This is a genomic window from Bradyrhizobium sp. USDA 4541, from assembly GCF_024171085.1.
Classification (GTDB): domain Bacteria; phylum Pseudomonadota; class Alphaproteobacteria; order Rhizobiales; family Xanthobacteraceae; genus Bradyrhizobium; species Bradyrhizobium australafricanum.
The window spans coordinates 8,033,453-8,049,716 of the sequence record NZ_JALJZF010000001.1; the positions used below are offsets into that span (position 1 = coordinate 8,033,453).

Below are 16,264 nucleotides of genomic sequence, written 5' to 3' on the forward strand. Positions count from 1 at the left end.
CGGGCTCGCACCGGCTGTCCGGCGGTTAGCGACTGCTTAACGGCATTGCATACAACAGCGATCGATCGCTCATAAAATAGGCAAACCGGTCTCAATCAGCTTCCGAGCTATCTGGGAGCAATCATCATTCCAACGTATATTCAAATGCTTACTGAGAACTGATTGCCAAACATGCTCTGGCATGAAGCTTGCGACACTTCCCCCAAGCTCCGCCGCCAGGCGGCTGCGACAAGGACAGGCGGGCCGGACCCGCTGGAGGGAGCAGGCGATGATTTCAAGAAGGCATTTATTGCAGGGCAGCGCCGCACTGGCGCTCGGCGGCACGCTTGGCATTCGTGGCGCGGCGGCAGCGGAAACCACGATCGGCTTCATCTATGTCGGGTCGCGCGACGACTACGGCTACAACCAGGCCCACGCGCAAGGAGCCGCGGCGGTGAAGAAGCTTCCCGGCATCAAGGTCGTCGAGGAAGAAAAGGTGCCGGAGACCGATGCAGTCGAGAAGACCATCGAGTCCATGATCAATCTCGACGGCGCCACGCTCATGTTCCCGACCTCGTTCGGCTACTACAACCCGCACGTCCTCAAGATGGCGGGCAAGTTTCCAAAACTGCGCTTCGAGCACTGCGGCGGCCTGTGGTCCGACAAGGACCCGAAGAACGCCGGCAGCTATTTCGGCTATATCGACGAGGCGCAATACATCTCCGGCATCGTGGCCGGCTATTCGACCAAGAGCGGCAAGCTCGGCTTCGTCGCCGCCAAGCCGATCCCGCAGGTGCTGCGCAACATCAACGCGTTCACGCTCGGCGCCCGGCTCGCCAATCCGAAGGCGACCACGCAGGTGATCTTCACCGGCGACTGGTCGATGCCGGTCAAGGAAGCCGAGGCTACCAACAGCCTGATCGACCAGGGCGTCGACGTGCTGACCTGCCATGTCGACGGACCGAAGACGATGGTCGAGAACGCCGCGCGCCGCGGCGCTCTCGTATGCGGCTATCACGTCAACCAGTCGCCGCTGGCGCCGAAGGCCTATCTCACCGGCGCCGAGTGGAATTGGGAGGCGCTCTATCCGAAATTCGTCAAGATGATCACCGCCGGCGAAGCGATCCCGAACTTCTATCGCGGCGGCCTCAAGGAAGAGATCGTCAAGGCGTCGCCCTATGGCGAGATGGTGTCCGCCGAGGCGCGCAAGCACGCCGACGACGTCAAGGCCAAGTTCATGGCCGGCGAGTTTACGATCTTCAAGGGCCCGCTCGTCGACAACAAGGGCAAGACGGTGATCGCGTCCGGCACCGATCGCGGCCAGCAGGATCCCGAGCTCGAGAAGATGGACTATCTCGTCGAGGGCGTGATCGGAGCCACCGCGTGACGACGGAAACGGCGGAATCGGTGGAGGCGGCCGGCATCGCTCCGGCCGCCGATCCCGGATTCCTCCAGCGCCACGGCGCGAGCATCGAATACATCCTGATCCCGGCCGCGGCGCTGGTCGGCGCGCTCGCGGTGTTCGGCGGCTTTGTCGCGCTCTACGGCAAGAACCCGCTCGATCTGTATTTCTACATGTATTACGGCGCGTTCGGCACCGCCTTCTCCTGGCAGAACACGCTGACCCGCGCCGCGCCGCTGATCCTGACCGCGCTGTGCACGGCGCTGCCGGCACAGCTCGGCATGGTGATCATCGGTGGCGAAGGCGCCCTTCTGATCGGTGCACTGTCGGCGACCGCGGCGGCGCTGGCGCTGCAGGGCGCGGCGCCGATCGTGGTGCAGATCGCCATGGTGATCGCGGGCATGATCGGCGGCGGCCTCTGGATCACGCTGTCGGGCGGCCTGCGGCAATATCGCGGGGTCAACGAGACGATCTCGAGCCTGCTGCTGGTCTATATCGCGCTTGCGATTCTGAACCATCTGGTCGAGGGGCCGATGCGCGATCCGGCGAGCCTCAACAAGCCGTCGACGCGCGAGATCGGCGCCGCCAACATGATCGGCACCATTCCCGGCACCGACGTGCATTGGGGCCTGGTGTTCGGCCTCGTCGCCGCCATCGCCGCCTACATCCTGATCTATCACACCACCTTCGGCTTCGCCGCGCGCGTCGCCGGAGGCAACATCCGCGCCGCCAAGATCGTCGGCCTCAGTGTCGGCAAACTGATCCTGACCGTGTGCTTCCTCGCCGGCAGCTGTGCCGGGCTGGCCGGCATGATCGAGGTCGCGGCCGTGCAGGGCCGCACCAACGCCAACCTCGCGGCGGGCTACGGCTTCACCGGAATCCTGGTCGCGTTCCTGGCGCGGCAGAATCCGCTGGCGATCATTCCGGTGGCGATCCTGCTCGGCGGCATCTCGGCCTCCGGCGGCCTGTTGCAGCGGCGCCTCGGCCTGCCCGATGCCTCCGTGCTGGTGCTGCAAGGCATCATCTTCGTGTTCGTGCTGGCCAGCGACGCGCTCTACGGGCGCATCGGCTTCCTGAAGGGAAAGTCCTGACATGGCGGACGCATCGCTCGGCCTCTGGACCGTCCCGCTCGCCGTGTTCGGCGGCGCCATCCGCGTCTCGACGCCGTTCCTGTTCGTCAGCCTCGGCGAGTGCATCACCGAGCGAAGTGGCCGCATCAATCTCGGCCTCGAGGGCACGCTGGTGATGGGCGCGATGAGCGCCTACGGCATCTCCTATCTGTCGGGCTCGCCGTGGCTCGGGGTGCTCGCGGCCGGCATCACCGGCGCGTTGTTCGGCGCGCTGCATGCCGGCATCTGCTCGCTGCCGCGCGTCAACGACATCGCGGTCGGCATCGCGCTGATGCTGCTCGGCACGGGGCTCGCGTTCTTCCTCGGCAAGCCGCTGATCGAGCCGACGGCGGCCCGGCTGCCGGCGATCGATTTCGGCTGGTGGAGCGACATCCCGCAGGTCCGCGCGGCGCTGCGCATCAACGTGCTGTTCCTGATCGGCGTCGCGATCGCGCCGCTGCTCTATTGGGCCTTCAGGACCACGCGCTGGGGCCTCTTGATCCGCACCGCCGGCGAGAGCGCCGATGCGGCGCGCGCGATGGGCCATTCGGTGCTCTTGATCCGGTTGCGCGCCACCATGGTCGGCGGTTTCCTCGCCGGCATCGGCGGCTCGTTCCTGTCGCTGTTCTATCCCGGCAGCTGGAACGAGGGCCTTTCCTCGGGACAGGGCATCACGGCGGTGGCGCTGGTGATCTTCGCGCGCTGGGACCCGATGCTGTGCCTGTGGGCCTCGCTCGCCTTCGGCGGCGCCGCCGCGCTCGGGCCCGCGCTGCAATCGGTCGGCATCACCTCCGGCTATCATTTGTTCAACGCCGCGCCCTACATCTTGACGCTCGCAATCATGATCATCACCTGCTCGCCGAAGCGCATGCTGACCGGCGCACCCGCCGAATTGTCCATCACCCGATAGCATCTCGCGAGATCATTCCATGCCCGAGCGCTTCATCAAGTCCGAGCCCTACGCCTGGCCCTACAATGGCGATCTGCGGCCGCAGAATACCGCGCTCATCATCATCGACATGCAGACTGATTTCTGCGGCGTCGGCGGCTATGTCGACAAGATGGGCTACGACCTCTCGCTGACCCGGGCGCCGATCGAGCCGATCAGGAAGCTGCTCGCGGTGATGCGCGCGCAGGGCTTTCACATCATCCATACGCGGGAGGGGCACCGGCCTGATCTGGCCGACCTGCCCGCCAACAAACGCTGGCGCTCGCGCCAGATCGGCGCCGGCATCGGCGACCCCGGCCCCTGCGGCCGCATCCTGGTGCGCGGCGAACCCGGCTGGGAGATCATTCCCGACCTCGCGCCGCTGCCGGGCGAACCTGTTATCGACAAGCCCGGAAAAGGCTCGTTCTGCGCCACCGACCTCGAACTGATGCTGCGGCTGCGCGGCATCGAGAACATCGTGCTGACCGGCATCACCACCGATGTCTGCGTTCACACCACGATGCGCGAGGCCAACGATCGCGGCTTCGAATGCGTGCTGGTCGAGGACTGTTGCGGCGCGACCGACAAGGGCAATCACGACCACGCGCTGAAGATGATCAAGATGCAGGGCGGCGTGTTCGGCGCGGTGACCAAATCCGCCGACCTGATCGGGGCGCTGTCGTGATCATCGGCGAGCCGCCCGCACCATCAGGCGCGTTCGGCGTCGACGCCATCGCCATGACGATGCGGTTCGGCGATTTTACAGCGCTCGACAATGTCGAGCTCAAGGTGCGTCCCGGCTCGTTCCACGCGCTGCTCGGTGAGAATGGCGCGGGCAAGAGCACGCTCGTCAAATGCATCATGGGCTATTACCACGCCACCGAAGGCGACATCCTCGTCGGCGGCCGCCAGCAGGCCATTGCCAATCCGAAGGACGCGCATGCGCTCGGGCTCGGCATGGTCTACCAGCACTTTACCCTAGTGCCGGCGATGACGGTCGCCGAGAATTTGGTGCTGGCGCGCGACGACGTGCCTGCCGTGGTCGACTGGCGCAAGGAGAAGAAGGAGCTGGAGGCCTTCCTGGCGCGGATGCCGTTCAAGGTGCCGCTCGATGCAAAGGTCTCCGACATCTCCGCCGGCGAACGGCAGAAATGCGAGATCCTCAAGCAGCTGTACCTGAAGCGCCGCTTCCTGATCCTGGACGAGCCGACCTCGGTGCTGACGCCGGGCGAAGCCGACGAGGTGCTCGGCATGCTGCGCGCGATGGTGGTCGCGGGCGAGCTCACCGTCCTGATGATCACGCACAAGTTCCGCGAGGTGATGGCCTTTGCCGACGAGGTGACCATCCTGCGTCGCGGCAAGCTTGCCGGCAGCGGCCGGGTCGCCGAGCTGACGCCGGACGAGATGGCCCGCACCATGATCGGCGCCGAGCAGCTGACGGTGCAGCCGCCGCGCACCGGCGAGACCGGAGTGGCCCGGCTCGAACTCGACAGGCTCACCGCGCTTGACGATGCCGGCGCGATCGCCGTGCACGGCGTGTCGCTGACCGTGAAGAGTGGCGAGATCGTCGGCATCGCCGGCGTCTCCGGCAACGGCCAGCGCCAGCTCGTGGAGGTCCTGGCCGGCCAGCGCGAGGCCGAGAGCGGCGTGATCCGCGTCCAGGGCGAGACCTATGCGGCGAGCCGCGCGGAGATGCGGCGCCACAGGATGTCGCTGTTGCCGGAAGAGCCGCTGAAGAACGCCTGCGTCGGCGGCATGAGCGTCGCCGACAACATCGCATTCCGCGAGTTCGATCGCGCCCCGTTCGCGCGCGGCGGCTGGTGGCTGAACCGTGCCGCCTTCCGCAACGACGCCGAGCGCAAGATCAACCGCTACAAGATCAAGACCCGCACGCCGGAGACGCCGATCGCGGCGCTGTCGGGCGGCAATGTGCAGCGCGCGGTGCTGGCGCGCGAGCTTTCGGGCGACGTCGAGGTGCTGATCGCCGCCAATCCCTGCTTCGGGCTCGACTTCGCGGCGGTGGCGCAGATCCACGCCGAGATCATGGCCGCCCGCAACCGGGGCGCGGCGGTGCTGTTGGTCAGCGAGGACCTCGACGAGCTGCTGGAGCTGTCGGACCGGCTGGTCGTGATGTTCCACGGCGCGTTCGTGCATGAGGCCCGCGCCAGCGAGGCCGATCTCACCGAGATCGGCCGGCACATGGCAGGGCACTAGAGCGGATCACGGATCAGCTGCGCGCCGGCGCCGCCGCGCGCTGCCGTGCCGGCGCGCCGCGCAGGAACGCCCGGCCGAAATCATCGACCGCGGGTGCCAGGATCGCCCGATCGCGCGGCAGCGCGTCCGGCATCTCGTCACGGATGAACGCCAGCAGCTTCTCGCGGATCTCGCAACGCAGGTCCCAGGATTGCGGTGCATTCCGTGCACTGATCAGCGCGCGCAGCTCGATGGTGCGCGGGTGGGTGTCGATCACCTGCAGATTGACCACCGCGCCGTCCCAGAGCCGCGACTCCTTCGCCGCCTGCTCCAGCCTTTTGCGGATCGCCGGCACGTCGGCGCTATAATCAACATGCAGCGCAATCGCACCGATCAGGGATTGCGCGTCGCGCGTCCAGTTCTGGAACGGGCGCTCGATGAAATAGGACAGCGGTACCACCATGCGCCGCCAGTCCCACAGCCGGATCACGACATAGGTTGAGGCGATATCCTCGACCCAGCCCCATTCGTTTTCGATGATGACCGCGTCCTCGATCCGGATCGGCTGGGTGACGGCGATCTGCACGCCGGCGATCAGATTGCTCAGCAACGGCCTTGCGGCAAGACCGACGATCAGGCCGGCGGCGCCGGCGGAGGCGAACAGGCTGACGCCGTATTGCCTGACCGAGTCGAACGTCATCAGCGCGGTGGAGACCGCGATGATGACGATCAGCGTGTCGGTGACCCGCTTGAAGACGCGCACCTGGGTGACGTGCTTGCGTGCCAGGAAATTCTCGGCAACGTCGAGGCGAAATTTATCGAGATATCTAGCCGACGCCATGTCGACGGCGCGGATCGAGATCCAGCCGATCAGCGCGATGACGGCGACGCCGAAGAAATGGCTGAGTGTCAGCCGCAGCAGATCGTTGAGCGGCGCCAATGGCAACACCAGCGCGACGGCGGCAAGACACAGCGCCAGCCGTGACGGACCGGCTGTCCGGTCAAGCAGCATCGGCGCGACGGAATTCTTTGGTCCCACCATGCGATGGACGATGCGTTGCGCGATGGAGTGAACGATGAGCGCAACGGCGATCGCAGCCGTGATCAGGACGAGGCCGACCACCCAATCCGGAACCCAGCGAAATGTGTGTTCCAATCCGGTTACGATCTCCTGGACGTCTTGCATGAAACCCGCCTGCTCCCGCATTGCAGGCTGCTAACGCGTGGAATCCGGGATCGCTTCTGACGTCTGTGCAACGCAGCAATTCACCCGATGCAATTCGAATGCGCAGGATGTTGCGTCAATTCGGCTGGAGTGGCACCGGCGCTAGCCGATCTCAAACGCTTCCGCGGCGAGATGCTTCATATTGGCGTGCCAATGCTCGGCGATCTGAAGCCGGGTCGGCGCCCAGACGTGCTCGTGCTTCTGGATGTAGTCGAGAAAGCGCATCAGCGCGGCGGCGCGGCCGGGACGCCCGACGACGCGGCAATGCAGACCGATCGACATCATCTTCGGTGAGGTTGCGCCCTCGGCATAGAGCACGTCGAAACTGTCCTTCAGGTAGGTGTAGAACTCCTCGCCGCCGCCGAAGCCCTGCGCGTTGATGAAGCGCATGTCGTTGGCATCGAGCGTATAGGGGATCACGAGATGCGGCTCGGTGCCGGCTGCCTTGATCCAGTACGGCAGATCGTCGGCATAGGAATCGCAGAGATAGCGCAGGCCGCCCGCCTCCATTAGAAGCCGCAGCGTGTTGATCGAGGAGCGGCCGGTGTACCAGCCGAGCGGCCGCGCGCCGGTCGCCTCGGCATGCACGGCAATGGCGCGGGCGATCTCCTCGCGCTCCTCGTCCTCCGACATGTCCTTGTGCTCGACCCAGCGCAGGCTGTGGCTCGCGATGTCCCAGCCCGCCTCCTGCATCGCGGCGACGACGTCCGGATTGCGCTTCAGCGCCATCGCGACGCCGAACACCGTGGCCGGCAGCTTCCGCTCGGTGAATATCCGCCACAGCCGCCAGAAGCCGGCGCGCGCGCCATATTCGAACATCGTCTCGATATTGGCGTGCCGCCGGCCGACCCAGGGCTGCGCGCCGAGCACGTCGGACAGAAACGCTTCCGAGGCGCGATCACCGTGCAGGATGTTGTTCTCCCCGCCCTCCTCGAAATTGACCACGAATTGCACGGCGATGCGCGCCGCGTCGGGCCATTTCGGATCGGGCGGATTGCGGCCGTAGCCGCGGAGATCGCGCGGATAGCGGGCCTCGGTCACATCAGATTTCCTCGAAGCGGATGTTCTGCGCGCCCTTCCACAACACGGTCTTGCCGAAGGCGGTGAGGTTCTCCAGCCCCGAGGTCAGCGTGATGAAGTGATTGCCGGCGAGCTGGCCCATCTTGCTGGCGAAGTGCACGCCGCCATAGGCGAGCAGGATCTCGGTCTCGCTGATGCCGCCCGGATAGAGGATGATCTGGCCCGGCGCCGGATAGCTGGTGTGGTTCTCGTAGGACACGCCGAAGTCGAGATCGCCGAGCGGCATCCAGACGCCCTCGCCGCTCCAGCGCACGTGGATCGCCTGGCTCTCGAACGGCATCGCCTTGCGGAACGCGGCGACCGTCTTCGGCGCGAGCTGCTCCTCGAAACGGGCATCAAAGGTGAACTCGCCGGCGCGGACAATCAGTTTGCTCATCGATCTCTCGTGGGTGCGCAAAGAAGTGATGTCCCAACCATTGCCGCCGGCCCGGGCCGGACGCAAGGCCGATTCCGGCCCCGGAAGCCGGTTTTTCGCCGCGCGGCGGCCTCCAACGCAGATTTGAGCAGAGTTGCATTGCGCCGCGCCTTCCCGTTTGCGAGCCTGCGAGGGTACGTCGAACAGGGTGACCTTGATGACAACAAGCAGTCTGCACGGACATGTGGCGCTGGTGACCGGCGGATCGCGCGGCATCGGCGCGGCGATCGTCAAGATGCTGGCGGATGCCGGCGCAGCCGTCGCCATCAATTATCGCGAGCGCTCGGCCGAGGCGGAGACGCTAGCGAAGGGCATCATTGCCGCCGGCGGCCGCGCCGTCGCGATCGCCGCCGACGTCTCGGAAGCTGCCGCCGTCACCGCGCTGGTCGAGCGCGCCAAATCCGAGCTCGGCCCGGTCGACATCCTCGTCAACAATGCCGGCATCGCGATCGTCAGGGGTGTCGACGACCTCACCGAAGAGGATTTCGACCGCACCATCACGGTCAATCTCAAATCGGCGTTTCTCTGCACACAGGCGGTGCTGCCGATGATGCGCACCCGGAAATGGGGCCGCATCGTCAACATCTCCTCCGGCGCGGCGCGCGGCGCCGGCTCGATCGGGCCGCACTACAATGCATCCAAGGCGGCGATGGAGGGGATGACCCGCGGCTATGCCGCGCGCCTCGTCAAGGAGGGCATCACCGTCAACGCCGTCGCGCCCTCGCTGATCGAGACCGACATGATGAGGGGACAGAGCGAGCTGGTCAGCCGCATCCCGGTCGGCCGTTTCGGCACCGCCGAGGAGGTCGCGCAAGCCGTGATGCTGCTGGTCAACAATCCCTACATGACCGGACAGACCATCGCGATGAGCGGCGGCATGGCGTTCAACTAGGCACGTACCCATAAGCCCAGCGGCATCATGCGATGAAGCTTACGTCCGCTTTGTCCTTATAGCGGTCATTTTGTGCAGCATCGGAATATGTCGCGATGGGCCAACTCCGGACTCTTGCATCGCAAGTGTCCCGCAAAATGACGGGCCAATTCAAATGTCCGTCCGGAGTGGTGCCTGCTACTTGCAGCCGCGGCAAATCGTAAGCTTGCCCTTTAGTTTGTCATCGTCCCCGGGATCGACCGATTGCTGCCGAGAGACACGATCCGCTTCTTGATCGAGCTTGGGCTGCTTTGCCCGGTGTGACCTGACGGGTCGCGTCGTCCGGCTTGACGTGTCGTCGCCGATGCCGACGCTAAAACCATCGTAATCGGGGACCGGTCTAGCCGACGGCGGCGACCTGTCGATCACTTGTGCTGGCGAAGCGCTGCCTGACTCTACCGGCGTGTGTTCGACAGTGGCAGATCGCGGGGCAGTGGAGCGTGGCAAAGAATCTTCAGCGGCCCGGGGCGGTACCGAACTCTTAGCGGTCGCCGTCGGCGGCCAGACGCTGTTGGTTGCGCCCGGAGATGCCGATCTCTCATCCGGCGGCGGCGGCGCAAGCGAAAGCGGAGGGGAAAGCGAGGTCTGACATCTCGCGCTGTCTTGTGACCAAACTCCCGCCGCCAACAAACCAAGGGCCAACAGTGTTGCGTTCTTCATTACTCGTCCTGCAAATCACTTGGAATGAAAGCATTGATCGCGTGACTCCTATCGCCACGCTTCGGCAAGAATTTCCACATCTGACATGGCGATCAAAAATTGACGGAAGTTGGGAGCCATGGGCGGATACATGCGCGCTTCGGTCCACCCTCGTTACTGGCCCCACTGCCCACTTCGGGTCCAATCGCGACCGTTTGGCCCGGTCTCGGCAAGATCCGGTATGCACCTCACAGCGGACCGTTTGGCGGTCGGGTGCATTGATCGCGATGGGCCATCAGCGGTGGTTCAGCCTTGCCTCATCCCGGTAGCCCTCAAAACCAGGGCTCGACAGGCCTCCGGGCTACTAGGCTCCGGCCCAATTCGCGGGACCAACAACCCGGTGACGAAATACCCAAACCGGCATAGCATCCGCGCATTGGAGGCGATCATGTTCAACCCAACTCAAATTGTCATCCAAGCGTTTGTCGATCAACTCAAGGGTACATACGGCCAAATCTACGGAATCCTCGAGCCCGCCTATCCGGACATCATCGGTTTCGTTGGGCGCCTCGCGTTGGAGAATATTGCCAATAGCGATGCGGCCTACCACGACATGAACCACACCATCATGGTGACGTTGGTCGGACAGAACATTTTACTCGGCAAGCATACGAGCGAAGGCGGTGTCAGGCCGCGCGACTGGCTCCATTTCATGATTTCGCTCTTATGCCACGACATCGGCTATGTACGCGGGGTATGTCGAGGCGACCGGGACGGACTTTATGTTTGTAACGAAAACGGTGATCGCGTCCGGATATCTGCTGGAGCCACGGACGCATCCTTGACCCCCTATCATGTGACACGATCCAAGCTCTTCGTCCGCGAGCGTTTCGGCAAGGTGAGCCTGACCTCCATCGACACAAAGGAAATCGAGGCGAACATCGAGCACACGCGCTTTCCGGTACCGGGGGAAGAAGAACATACCAGTACGGCGGATTATCCCGGCCTGCTTCGTGCCGCGGATTTGATCGGCCAATTGGCCGACATTGACTATTTGCGGAAGACGTCAGCCTTGTTTGCCGAATTTCAGGAGACTGGCGCAAGCGAGAAACTCGGATATCAGACTCCCGATGATCTACGTGCAGCGTACCCTGCTTTCTTCTGGAAGGCCGTCTGCCCCTATATCGGCGACGCACTTCGATATCTGCGGGTCACGCAGGAAGGTAAGCAATGGATCGCCAACCTTTACGCGCACGTGTTCTCGGAGGAGCACAGGGGAGCGATTACTCGAGCATAGCCGGGTGGAAGAATAACTGGCTATGCCGTCTTGACCCGCTCGTTCGATTGCCTTACGGCTCACGCCATGAACCGCTCGATCCTGATCGCCAATCTCTGGTGGCTCGCCGACTGACAGGCGGGCCGAACGCGTTCATGCATTTCGGGGCCGCCGCATTGGGCGGCCTTTTTCTTTCACCTCATCCAGCCCGCCTGCGGTGTCCCCATTCAACCGAATGGAGATAAGCCGTGACCAAACCGATCATCCTCACCGGCGACCGCACCACCGGGCCGCTGCATCTCGGCCATTACGTCGGCTCGCTCAGAAGCCGCCTCGCGTTTCAGGACAGCCATGAGCAATACCTGCTGCTCGCCGACATGCAGGCGCTGACCGACAACGCGCACGACATCGGCAAGGTCCGCGGCAACGTCATCGAGGTCGCACTGGATTATCTCGCCGTCGGAATCGATCCCGAACGAACCTCGATCTGCCTGCAGTCGCAGCTTCCGGCGCTCGCCGAATTGTCGATGCTCTATCTCAACCTCGTCACCGTCGCGCGGCTGGAGCGCAATCCCACCATCAAGGACGAGATCCGCGCCCGCGGATTCGGACGCGACATCCCTGCGGGCTTCCTGTGCTACCCGGTGACGCAGGCCGCCGATATCACCGCGTTTCGGGCGACCGTCGTGCCGGTCGGCGAGGACCAGGCTCCCCTGATCGAGCAGACCAACGAGATCATCAGGCGTGTCAACGCGCTCGCCGGTCGTGCGCTCCTACAGGAGGCGGTGGCCGTCATACCGCGCGCGGGACGGCTGCTAGGCGTCGACGGGCGCGCGAAGATGAGCAAATCCGCCGGCAATGCGATTGCGCTCTCGGCCTCGCCCGGTGCCATCACGGCCGCGGTGCGCGCGATGTTCACCGATCCCGATCATCTGCGCGTCGGCGACCCCGGCAAGGTCGAGGGCAATGTCGTCTTCAGCTATCTCGACGCGTTCGACGACGATCACCACGCCGTCGAGGAATTGAAGGCACGCTATCGGCGCGGCGGTCTCGGCGACGCAGCCGTCAAGCGGCGGCTGGAGGACATCCTGCAAGCCCTGATCGCACCGATCCGGACCCGGCGCGCCGAACTGGCGGGCGATCGCGACCATGTCGCTGACGTGATCAGGCGCGGAACCTCGAAAGCCCGGGAGATCACCGAGCGCACCAAGCGCGATGTGATGGCGGGACTCGGCGTGTTCCAGCTCTGAATGCGCTGTCATCAAACCAAGGCAGGAACTGTGCTTGCCTGTAAGGGTTGTCCGCTTGGCGAAAACCGGATTTGGAGCTTGTCGTGATCGATCCGAAAACGCTTCTCGAACGCGCCGCGCAATTGACCGATCAGGCCAAAAGCGAGGAAGAAGCCGGCATCCGCGAGCGGCTGCTGCGCATGGCCGAGCATTACCGCGACCTGGCCGCGCATGAGGCCTGGGCGAACGAGAACCCGCCATCGGTCGGCGCGATCACCAGTGCGCTCAGCCCCCGCGCCCATTGACCTGTTCTTCGTCAGCTCACGCGAATGCGATAGCCCAGTGACTGCCGCGCACCCGGCGCGATGTGCATGAGGCCGGGCTTGCCGGCGAACTCGCCATCGAATTCGACAGGGCTGGCGAAACCGTACCACGGCTCGATGCAGAGGAACGCCGCGCCACCGACCTTCGACCAGATGCCAAGTTCGCGAAAGCCGCGCCACGACACCTCGATCGCAGGCCCCTGCGCAGCAGCAAAGCGGACCGATGCGCTCGCGACCTGATCGAGGATCATGGCGTCGTCGTCGAACAACTGCTCCGACAACGCCAGCACGCTGCCCTTGATCGGAGAGGGCTCGGCCTGCGGCCGCATCAGTCCCTCCGTCAGCCGCCGGATCGGCGCCGGCTCATCCTTCGCGAGGGTCAACGCGTACGCCTCCTTTGCCAATCCCGGAAACAGCGGCCAGTTGAAGGCAGGATGACCGCCGAGAGAGGCCGACAGCGTCTCGGCGCCGGTGTTGACGATGTCGAAGGCGACATCGAGATCGGCGCCATCAACGGAATAGGTGACCTCGAGCCTGAACGCGAAGGGATAGCGCGCACGCGTCTCCGTATCGTCGGTGAGCGCAAGCTTGCAGGATCGGGGCCCCTGCTCCACCCAGGCAAAGCGGCGATCCCGCGCGAAGCCGTGCTGCGTCATCGGATAGGTCTTGCCGTTGTGGCGCAGCGTATCGTTCTTCAAGCGGCCGACGATCGGGAACAGGATGGGCGCATGGCGCGGCCATTGCGGGCCGGCCTGCCACAACAGTTCGGTCCCGTCGGCATTTCTGAGCGACGACAATTCGGCGCCCTGCGCCAAAATAGTCGCGGCGATTCCATCGCCGCGCAGCGTGTGACTGTCGCTCATGCCTTGCCTCGCCGGGCCGCACTATGCCCCGACAGGAGATGTTCGAAGCCGGCGAGGCCGTCAACCCCAAAGCAATAGCGCCGCCCACGCGGGGCGGCCCACGCTCCGGGCCTAGCCGGTAATCTTGGAGAAATCGGGCTGGCGGCGCTCGGCAAAGGCGGCAAAGGCCTCGCGTGCTTCCGCACTCATCAGCCGTTCCTGGAAGATCTCGCCCTCGCGCGCCATTTGCGCGCTGATCCTGGCGGGGTCGCGCATCAGCGCCTTGGTGTGCTGGAGCGAGCCGAACGGCCGCTTCGCCAGCGCGTCCGCCGCCGCGCGTGCCTTGGCGCGCAGCTCCGCGAGCGGCACGACCGCGTTGGCGAGGCCGATCGAGACCGCGGTCTCCGCCTCGACCGGTTCGCCGAGCGCAAACATCGCATAGGCCCGCGCATAGCCGATGCGCTGCGGCAGCAGATAGGTCGACGCCGCCTCCGGCACCAGCGCCAGATTGACGAACGGCGTGATCAGCCGCGCAGTCGGCGCGAGGTAGACGAGGTCGCAATGCAGCAGCATAGTGGTGCCGATGCCGACCGCATTGCCCTGCACGGCGGCAACCAGCGGCCGCGTCGCCTTGGCAAGTCCGGCGAGGAAGCGCGTCACGTGGCGCTCGCCCTGCACGCCGCGCGACACCGCCGCGAAATCGGCGAGATCGTTGCCCGCGGTAAAGCTGTCGCCGTCGCCCTGCAGCAGCACGGCGCGGATCGCGGAATCGCCCTCCGCGCGCTCGAGCGCATCGGCCATCGCGCCATACATCGCGTTGGTGATCGCGTTCTTCTTGTCCGGGCGCGCCATCGTCACGGTGAGGACACCGCCGTCCAGCACTACGACCACTTCACTCATGCTTCACTCCTGTTGCTCGGTTCCTGCTTGACGCGTCTTCTTCACGCGAACCGGTAGCCACTTCGCTTGAAAACGCTCTAGCTGTCTTAGTCCTTCGGAAACTTGTCTTGCAGGCTGGTCAGCCAGCGCGACACCACGTCGATCTCCGCGTCCGAGAACCCGTCCATCAGACGGTTATTGATCGCCCTGGTCCGCGTTGCGGCGCGCTTGCCGAACTCCTGTCCCGCGGCGGTCAGGTGGAGCCGCTGGCTGCGGCCGTCCTCGCCATCGCGGCGGCGCTTCACGAGGCCTGCACGTTCCATCCGGTCGGCGAGCCCGCTCATCGCCGACGGCACGATGTCGAGCGCCTGCGAGACGTCGCCGATCAGCGCGCCGTCATTGCGCCCGAGAAAGAACAGCACGCCGGCCTGGGCCGACGTCAGATCGTGCGTGGCCGTCTCCTGCTCGATGGCGCGTTGCAACCGGCGATAGGCCACGGTCAGAAGAAAGATCAGCCGGTGTTCCGCTTTCATGCCGTCCGTTATATATTTCGCACGCGAAATATCAAGATACTTCGTGCACGAAATATCTGGTGCTGCAGCGAAGTCCGCTGGCTGGTTTTGCGGCGTGCTCGAAACCATGGTGTTCCCTCAAAAGCCCGGCCTGCATATCGACTGGAATGAGCTCCCGCCGACGGGTTGATTGCGACATTTTGATCCTGTTGCTGGATCGTCGCACTGCGGCCCAGCAGAAAATCCTTGATCGACATCGATCAAACGGGAAATCTTCCCACCCGAAAGCCGCCCGGTTGCGTTGCGGCACCGGCGGGGTCACGAGAGTGTCATGACGTTAGCGGCAAGTCCGGCCAAGGAGCGTGTTGTCCGCCCAAAGCGGCCGCGCCATCTAAGCGAAGCCATGCGCTGTGAGACCGCGTTTCGCCTGATCCTGTCCGAATGCCTCGAGGAAGTCGCCACCAATCACGAGGCCATAAGTTCCGGCGATTCCGCCGCGCTGCACCAGACCCGTATCGCGCTGACGCGGCTGAAGGCGGCGATCGCCTTCTATGGGCCGATGGTGGCGGACACCGAATGGACGCGACTGAAATCCGAGTTGAGATGGCTGAGCGCCCATCTCGGCGCCACGCGCGACCTCGACGTCGCGATCGAGAACAGCAAGGGCCTGCCTGAAGAAGGCATGCTCCAGACGGCGCGAACCGACGCGTTCGAGGCGCTCAAGGAGGCGTTGCAAAGCGATCGATACTGGCGATGGTTCGACGGCATGTGGGACTGGGTCGGCAGCGGCCCCTGGACCACGCGGCAGGACCCTCGCGCCGCGCAGCGGCGAGCCGTGCCGGTCGCGGTGTTTCACGCGCGGCGGCTGGCGCGGTGGCATGGCAAGCTGTGCCAGAAGAGTCGCGGGCTGCAAGGCATGGGCAAGAACAAGCGCCACCGCGTCCGTCTCGCCAGCAAGCGGCTGCGTTACGCGATCGAGTTCTCGGAGGGCGGTTTGCCCCCCGACGAATACGCGTCATGGCGGATCATCCTGAAGCATCTGCGCAAGGGACAGCAATTGCTCGGCGAATTGAACGATGACGAGGTGCGTCGCGGGCTGCTCGAGAGCGTCGATGCACCCGCGCAACGCGCCCACGAGCGCAAGGCCAAGCACCAGCGCGTGCACGAACGAAAGCGCAAGAGCCGGCTGCTGCGCCACGCCGCGGCGGTCTATCGAAAAATCTCCGACTGAACGCGCGTCAGCGCAACTCCGTCGGCGCGCGGATACCGCTCGCGTTGAGGACTGCGCCCAGGAATGATGTA

The 16,264-nt window shown here is 64.8% G+C and carries 16 protein-coding genes; 10 read left to right on the forward strand and 6 right to left on the reverse strand.

What is annotated here, in order from left to right; genetic code table 11:
• The first annotated feature begins 268 nt into the window (after nucleotides 1–268).
• Genes J2R80_RS38480 through J2R80_RS38500 form a run of 5 tightly spaced genes read left to right on the forward strand, consistent with a single transcriptional unit; the run spans nucleotide 269 to nucleotide 5,632 of the window.
• On the forward strand, nucleotides 269–1,366 hold the full coding sequence (locus tag J2R80_RS38480) for a BMP family ABC transporter substrate-binding protein (protein WP_253640426.1): 1,098 nt from the start codon (nucleotides 269–271) through the stop codon (nucleotides 1,364–1,366).
• Complete coding sequence (locus J2R80_RS38485) at nucleotides 1,363–2,472, forward strand: ABC transporter permease (RefSeq protein WP_057015254.1); 1,110 nt, start codon at nucleotides 1,363–1,365, stop codon at nucleotides 2,470–2,472. Before J2R80_RS38480 ends, J2R80_RS38485 begins: the two co-directional genes overlap by 4 nt.
• Before the next feature lies 1 nt (nucleotide 2,473).
• Nucleotides 2,474–3,400 carry an ABC transporter permease gene (locus J2R80_RS38490; RefSeq protein WP_253640427.1) on the forward strand — a complete coding sequence of 309 codons (927 nt, stop codon included), beginning with the start codon at nucleotides 2,474–2,476 and terminating at the stop codon, nucleotides 3,398–3,400.
• A gap of 19 nt (nucleotides 3,401–3,419) precedes the next feature.
• Complete coding sequence (locus J2R80_RS38495; protein ID WP_057015253.1) at nucleotides 3,420–4,103, forward strand: cysteine hydrolase family protein; 684 nt, start codon at nucleotides 3,420–3,422, stop codon at nucleotides 4,101–4,103.
• On the forward strand, nucleotides 4,100–5,632 hold the full coding sequence (locus J2R80_RS38500; protein ID WP_253640428.1) for an ABC transporter ATP-binding protein: 1,533 nt from the start codon (nucleotides 4,100–4,102) through the stop codon (nucleotides 5,630–5,632). The genes J2R80_RS38495 and J2R80_RS38500 overlap by 4 nt, the downstream gene beginning before the upstream one ends.
• A 13-nt stretch (nucleotides 5,633–5,645) precedes the next feature.
• On the opposite strand, the gene J2R80_RS38505 is transcribed toward J2R80_RS38500, so the two are convergent.
• The 3 genes from J2R80_RS38505 to J2R80_RS38515 all read right to left on the reverse strand — a co-directional run bounded on the left by J2R80_RS38505 (nucleotide 5,646) and on the right by J2R80_RS38515 (nucleotide 8,292).
• Nucleotides 5,646–6,797 (reverse strand): mechanosensitive ion channel family protein, encoded by a 1,152-nt coding sequence (locus tag J2R80_RS38505; protein ID WP_253640429.1) that lies wholly within the window; start codon nucleotides 6,795–6,797, stop codon nucleotides 5,646–5,648.
• Between the two features lie 141 nt (nucleotides 6,798–6,938).
• Nucleotides 6,939–7,877 (reverse strand): allantoinase PuuE, encoded by a 939-nt coding sequence (puuE, locus tag J2R80_RS38510; RefSeq protein WP_057015251.1) that lies wholly within the window; start codon nucleotides 7,875–7,877, stop codon nucleotides 6,939–6,941.
• 1 nt (nucleotide 7,878) lies between these two features.
• A complete protein-coding gene (locus J2R80_RS38515; protein ID WP_016843084.1) occupies nucleotides 7,879–8,292 on the reverse strand; it encodes a DUF3830 family protein in 414 nt (137 codons plus the stop codon).
• A 196-nt stretch (nucleotides 8,293–8,488) separates the two neighbouring features.
• On the opposite strand from J2R80_RS38515, the gene J2R80_RS38520 reads away from it, so the two are divergent.
• From J2R80_RS38520 to J2R80_RS38535, 4 genes are all read left to right on the forward strand, one after another.
• On the forward strand, nucleotides 8,489–9,223 hold the full coding sequence (locus tag J2R80_RS38520) for an SDR family NAD(P)-dependent oxidoreductase (protein WP_253640430.1): 735 nt from the start codon (nucleotides 8,489–8,491) through the stop codon (nucleotides 9,221–9,223).
• A gap of 1,126 nt (nucleotides 9,224–10,349) precedes the next feature.
• The gene (locus J2R80_RS38525) at nucleotides 10,350–11,198 is read left to right on the forward strand and encodes an Npun_R2479 family HD domain-containing metalloprotein (protein WP_057015250.1); all 849 of its coding nucleotides are present in this window, start codon (nucleotides 10,350–10,352) and stop codon (nucleotides 11,196–11,198) included.
• 227 nt (nucleotides 11,199–11,425) lie between these two features.
• Complete coding sequence (trpS, locus tag J2R80_RS38530; RefSeq protein WP_253640431.1) at nucleotides 11,426–12,427, forward strand: tryptophan--tRNA ligase; 1,002 nt, start codon at nucleotides 11,426–11,428, stop codon at nucleotides 12,425–12,427.
• Between the two features lie 83 nt (nucleotides 12,428–12,510).
• Nucleotides 12,511–12,711, forward strand: a complete 201-nt coding sequence (locus J2R80_RS38535; protein ID WP_168857972.1) for a hypothetical protein — start codon at nucleotides 12,511–12,513, stop codon at nucleotides 12,709–12,711.
• A gap of 11 nt (nucleotides 12,712–12,722) precedes the next feature.
• Here J2R80_RS38535 and J2R80_RS38540 read toward each other — a convergent pair whose 3' ends face one another.
• From J2R80_RS38540 to J2R80_RS38550, 3 genes are all read right to left on the reverse strand, one after another.
• Nucleotides 12,723–13,592: an aldose 1-epimerase family protein gene (locus J2R80_RS38540; RefSeq protein WP_168857973.1), complete on the reverse strand. Its 870-nt coding sequence runs from the start codon at nucleotides 13,590–13,592 to the stop codon at nucleotides 12,723–12,725.
• A 111-nt stretch (nucleotides 13,593–13,703) separates the two neighbouring features.
• Nucleotides 13,704–14,471 (reverse strand): enoyl-CoA hydratase-related protein, encoded by a 768-nt coding sequence (locus tag J2R80_RS38545; RefSeq protein WP_168857974.1) that lies wholly within the window; start codon nucleotides 14,469–14,471, stop codon nucleotides 13,704–13,706.
• Nucleotides 14,472–14,557: 86 nt separating this feature from the next.
• On the reverse strand, nucleotides 14,558–14,983 hold the full coding sequence (locus J2R80_RS38550) for a MarR family winged helix-turn-helix transcriptional regulator (protein ID WP_168857975.1): 426 nt from the start codon (nucleotides 14,981–14,983) through the stop codon (nucleotides 14,558–14,560).
• 310 nt (nucleotides 14,984–15,293) lie between these two features.
• Here J2R80_RS38550 and J2R80_RS38555 point away from each other — a divergent pair, with 310 nt between their 5' ends.
• Complete coding sequence (locus J2R80_RS38555) at nucleotides 15,294–16,193, forward strand: CHAD domain-containing protein (protein WP_233475682.1); 900 nt, start codon at nucleotides 15,294–15,296, stop codon at nucleotides 16,191–16,193.
• Nucleotides 16,194–16,264: the final 71 nt, after the last annotated feature.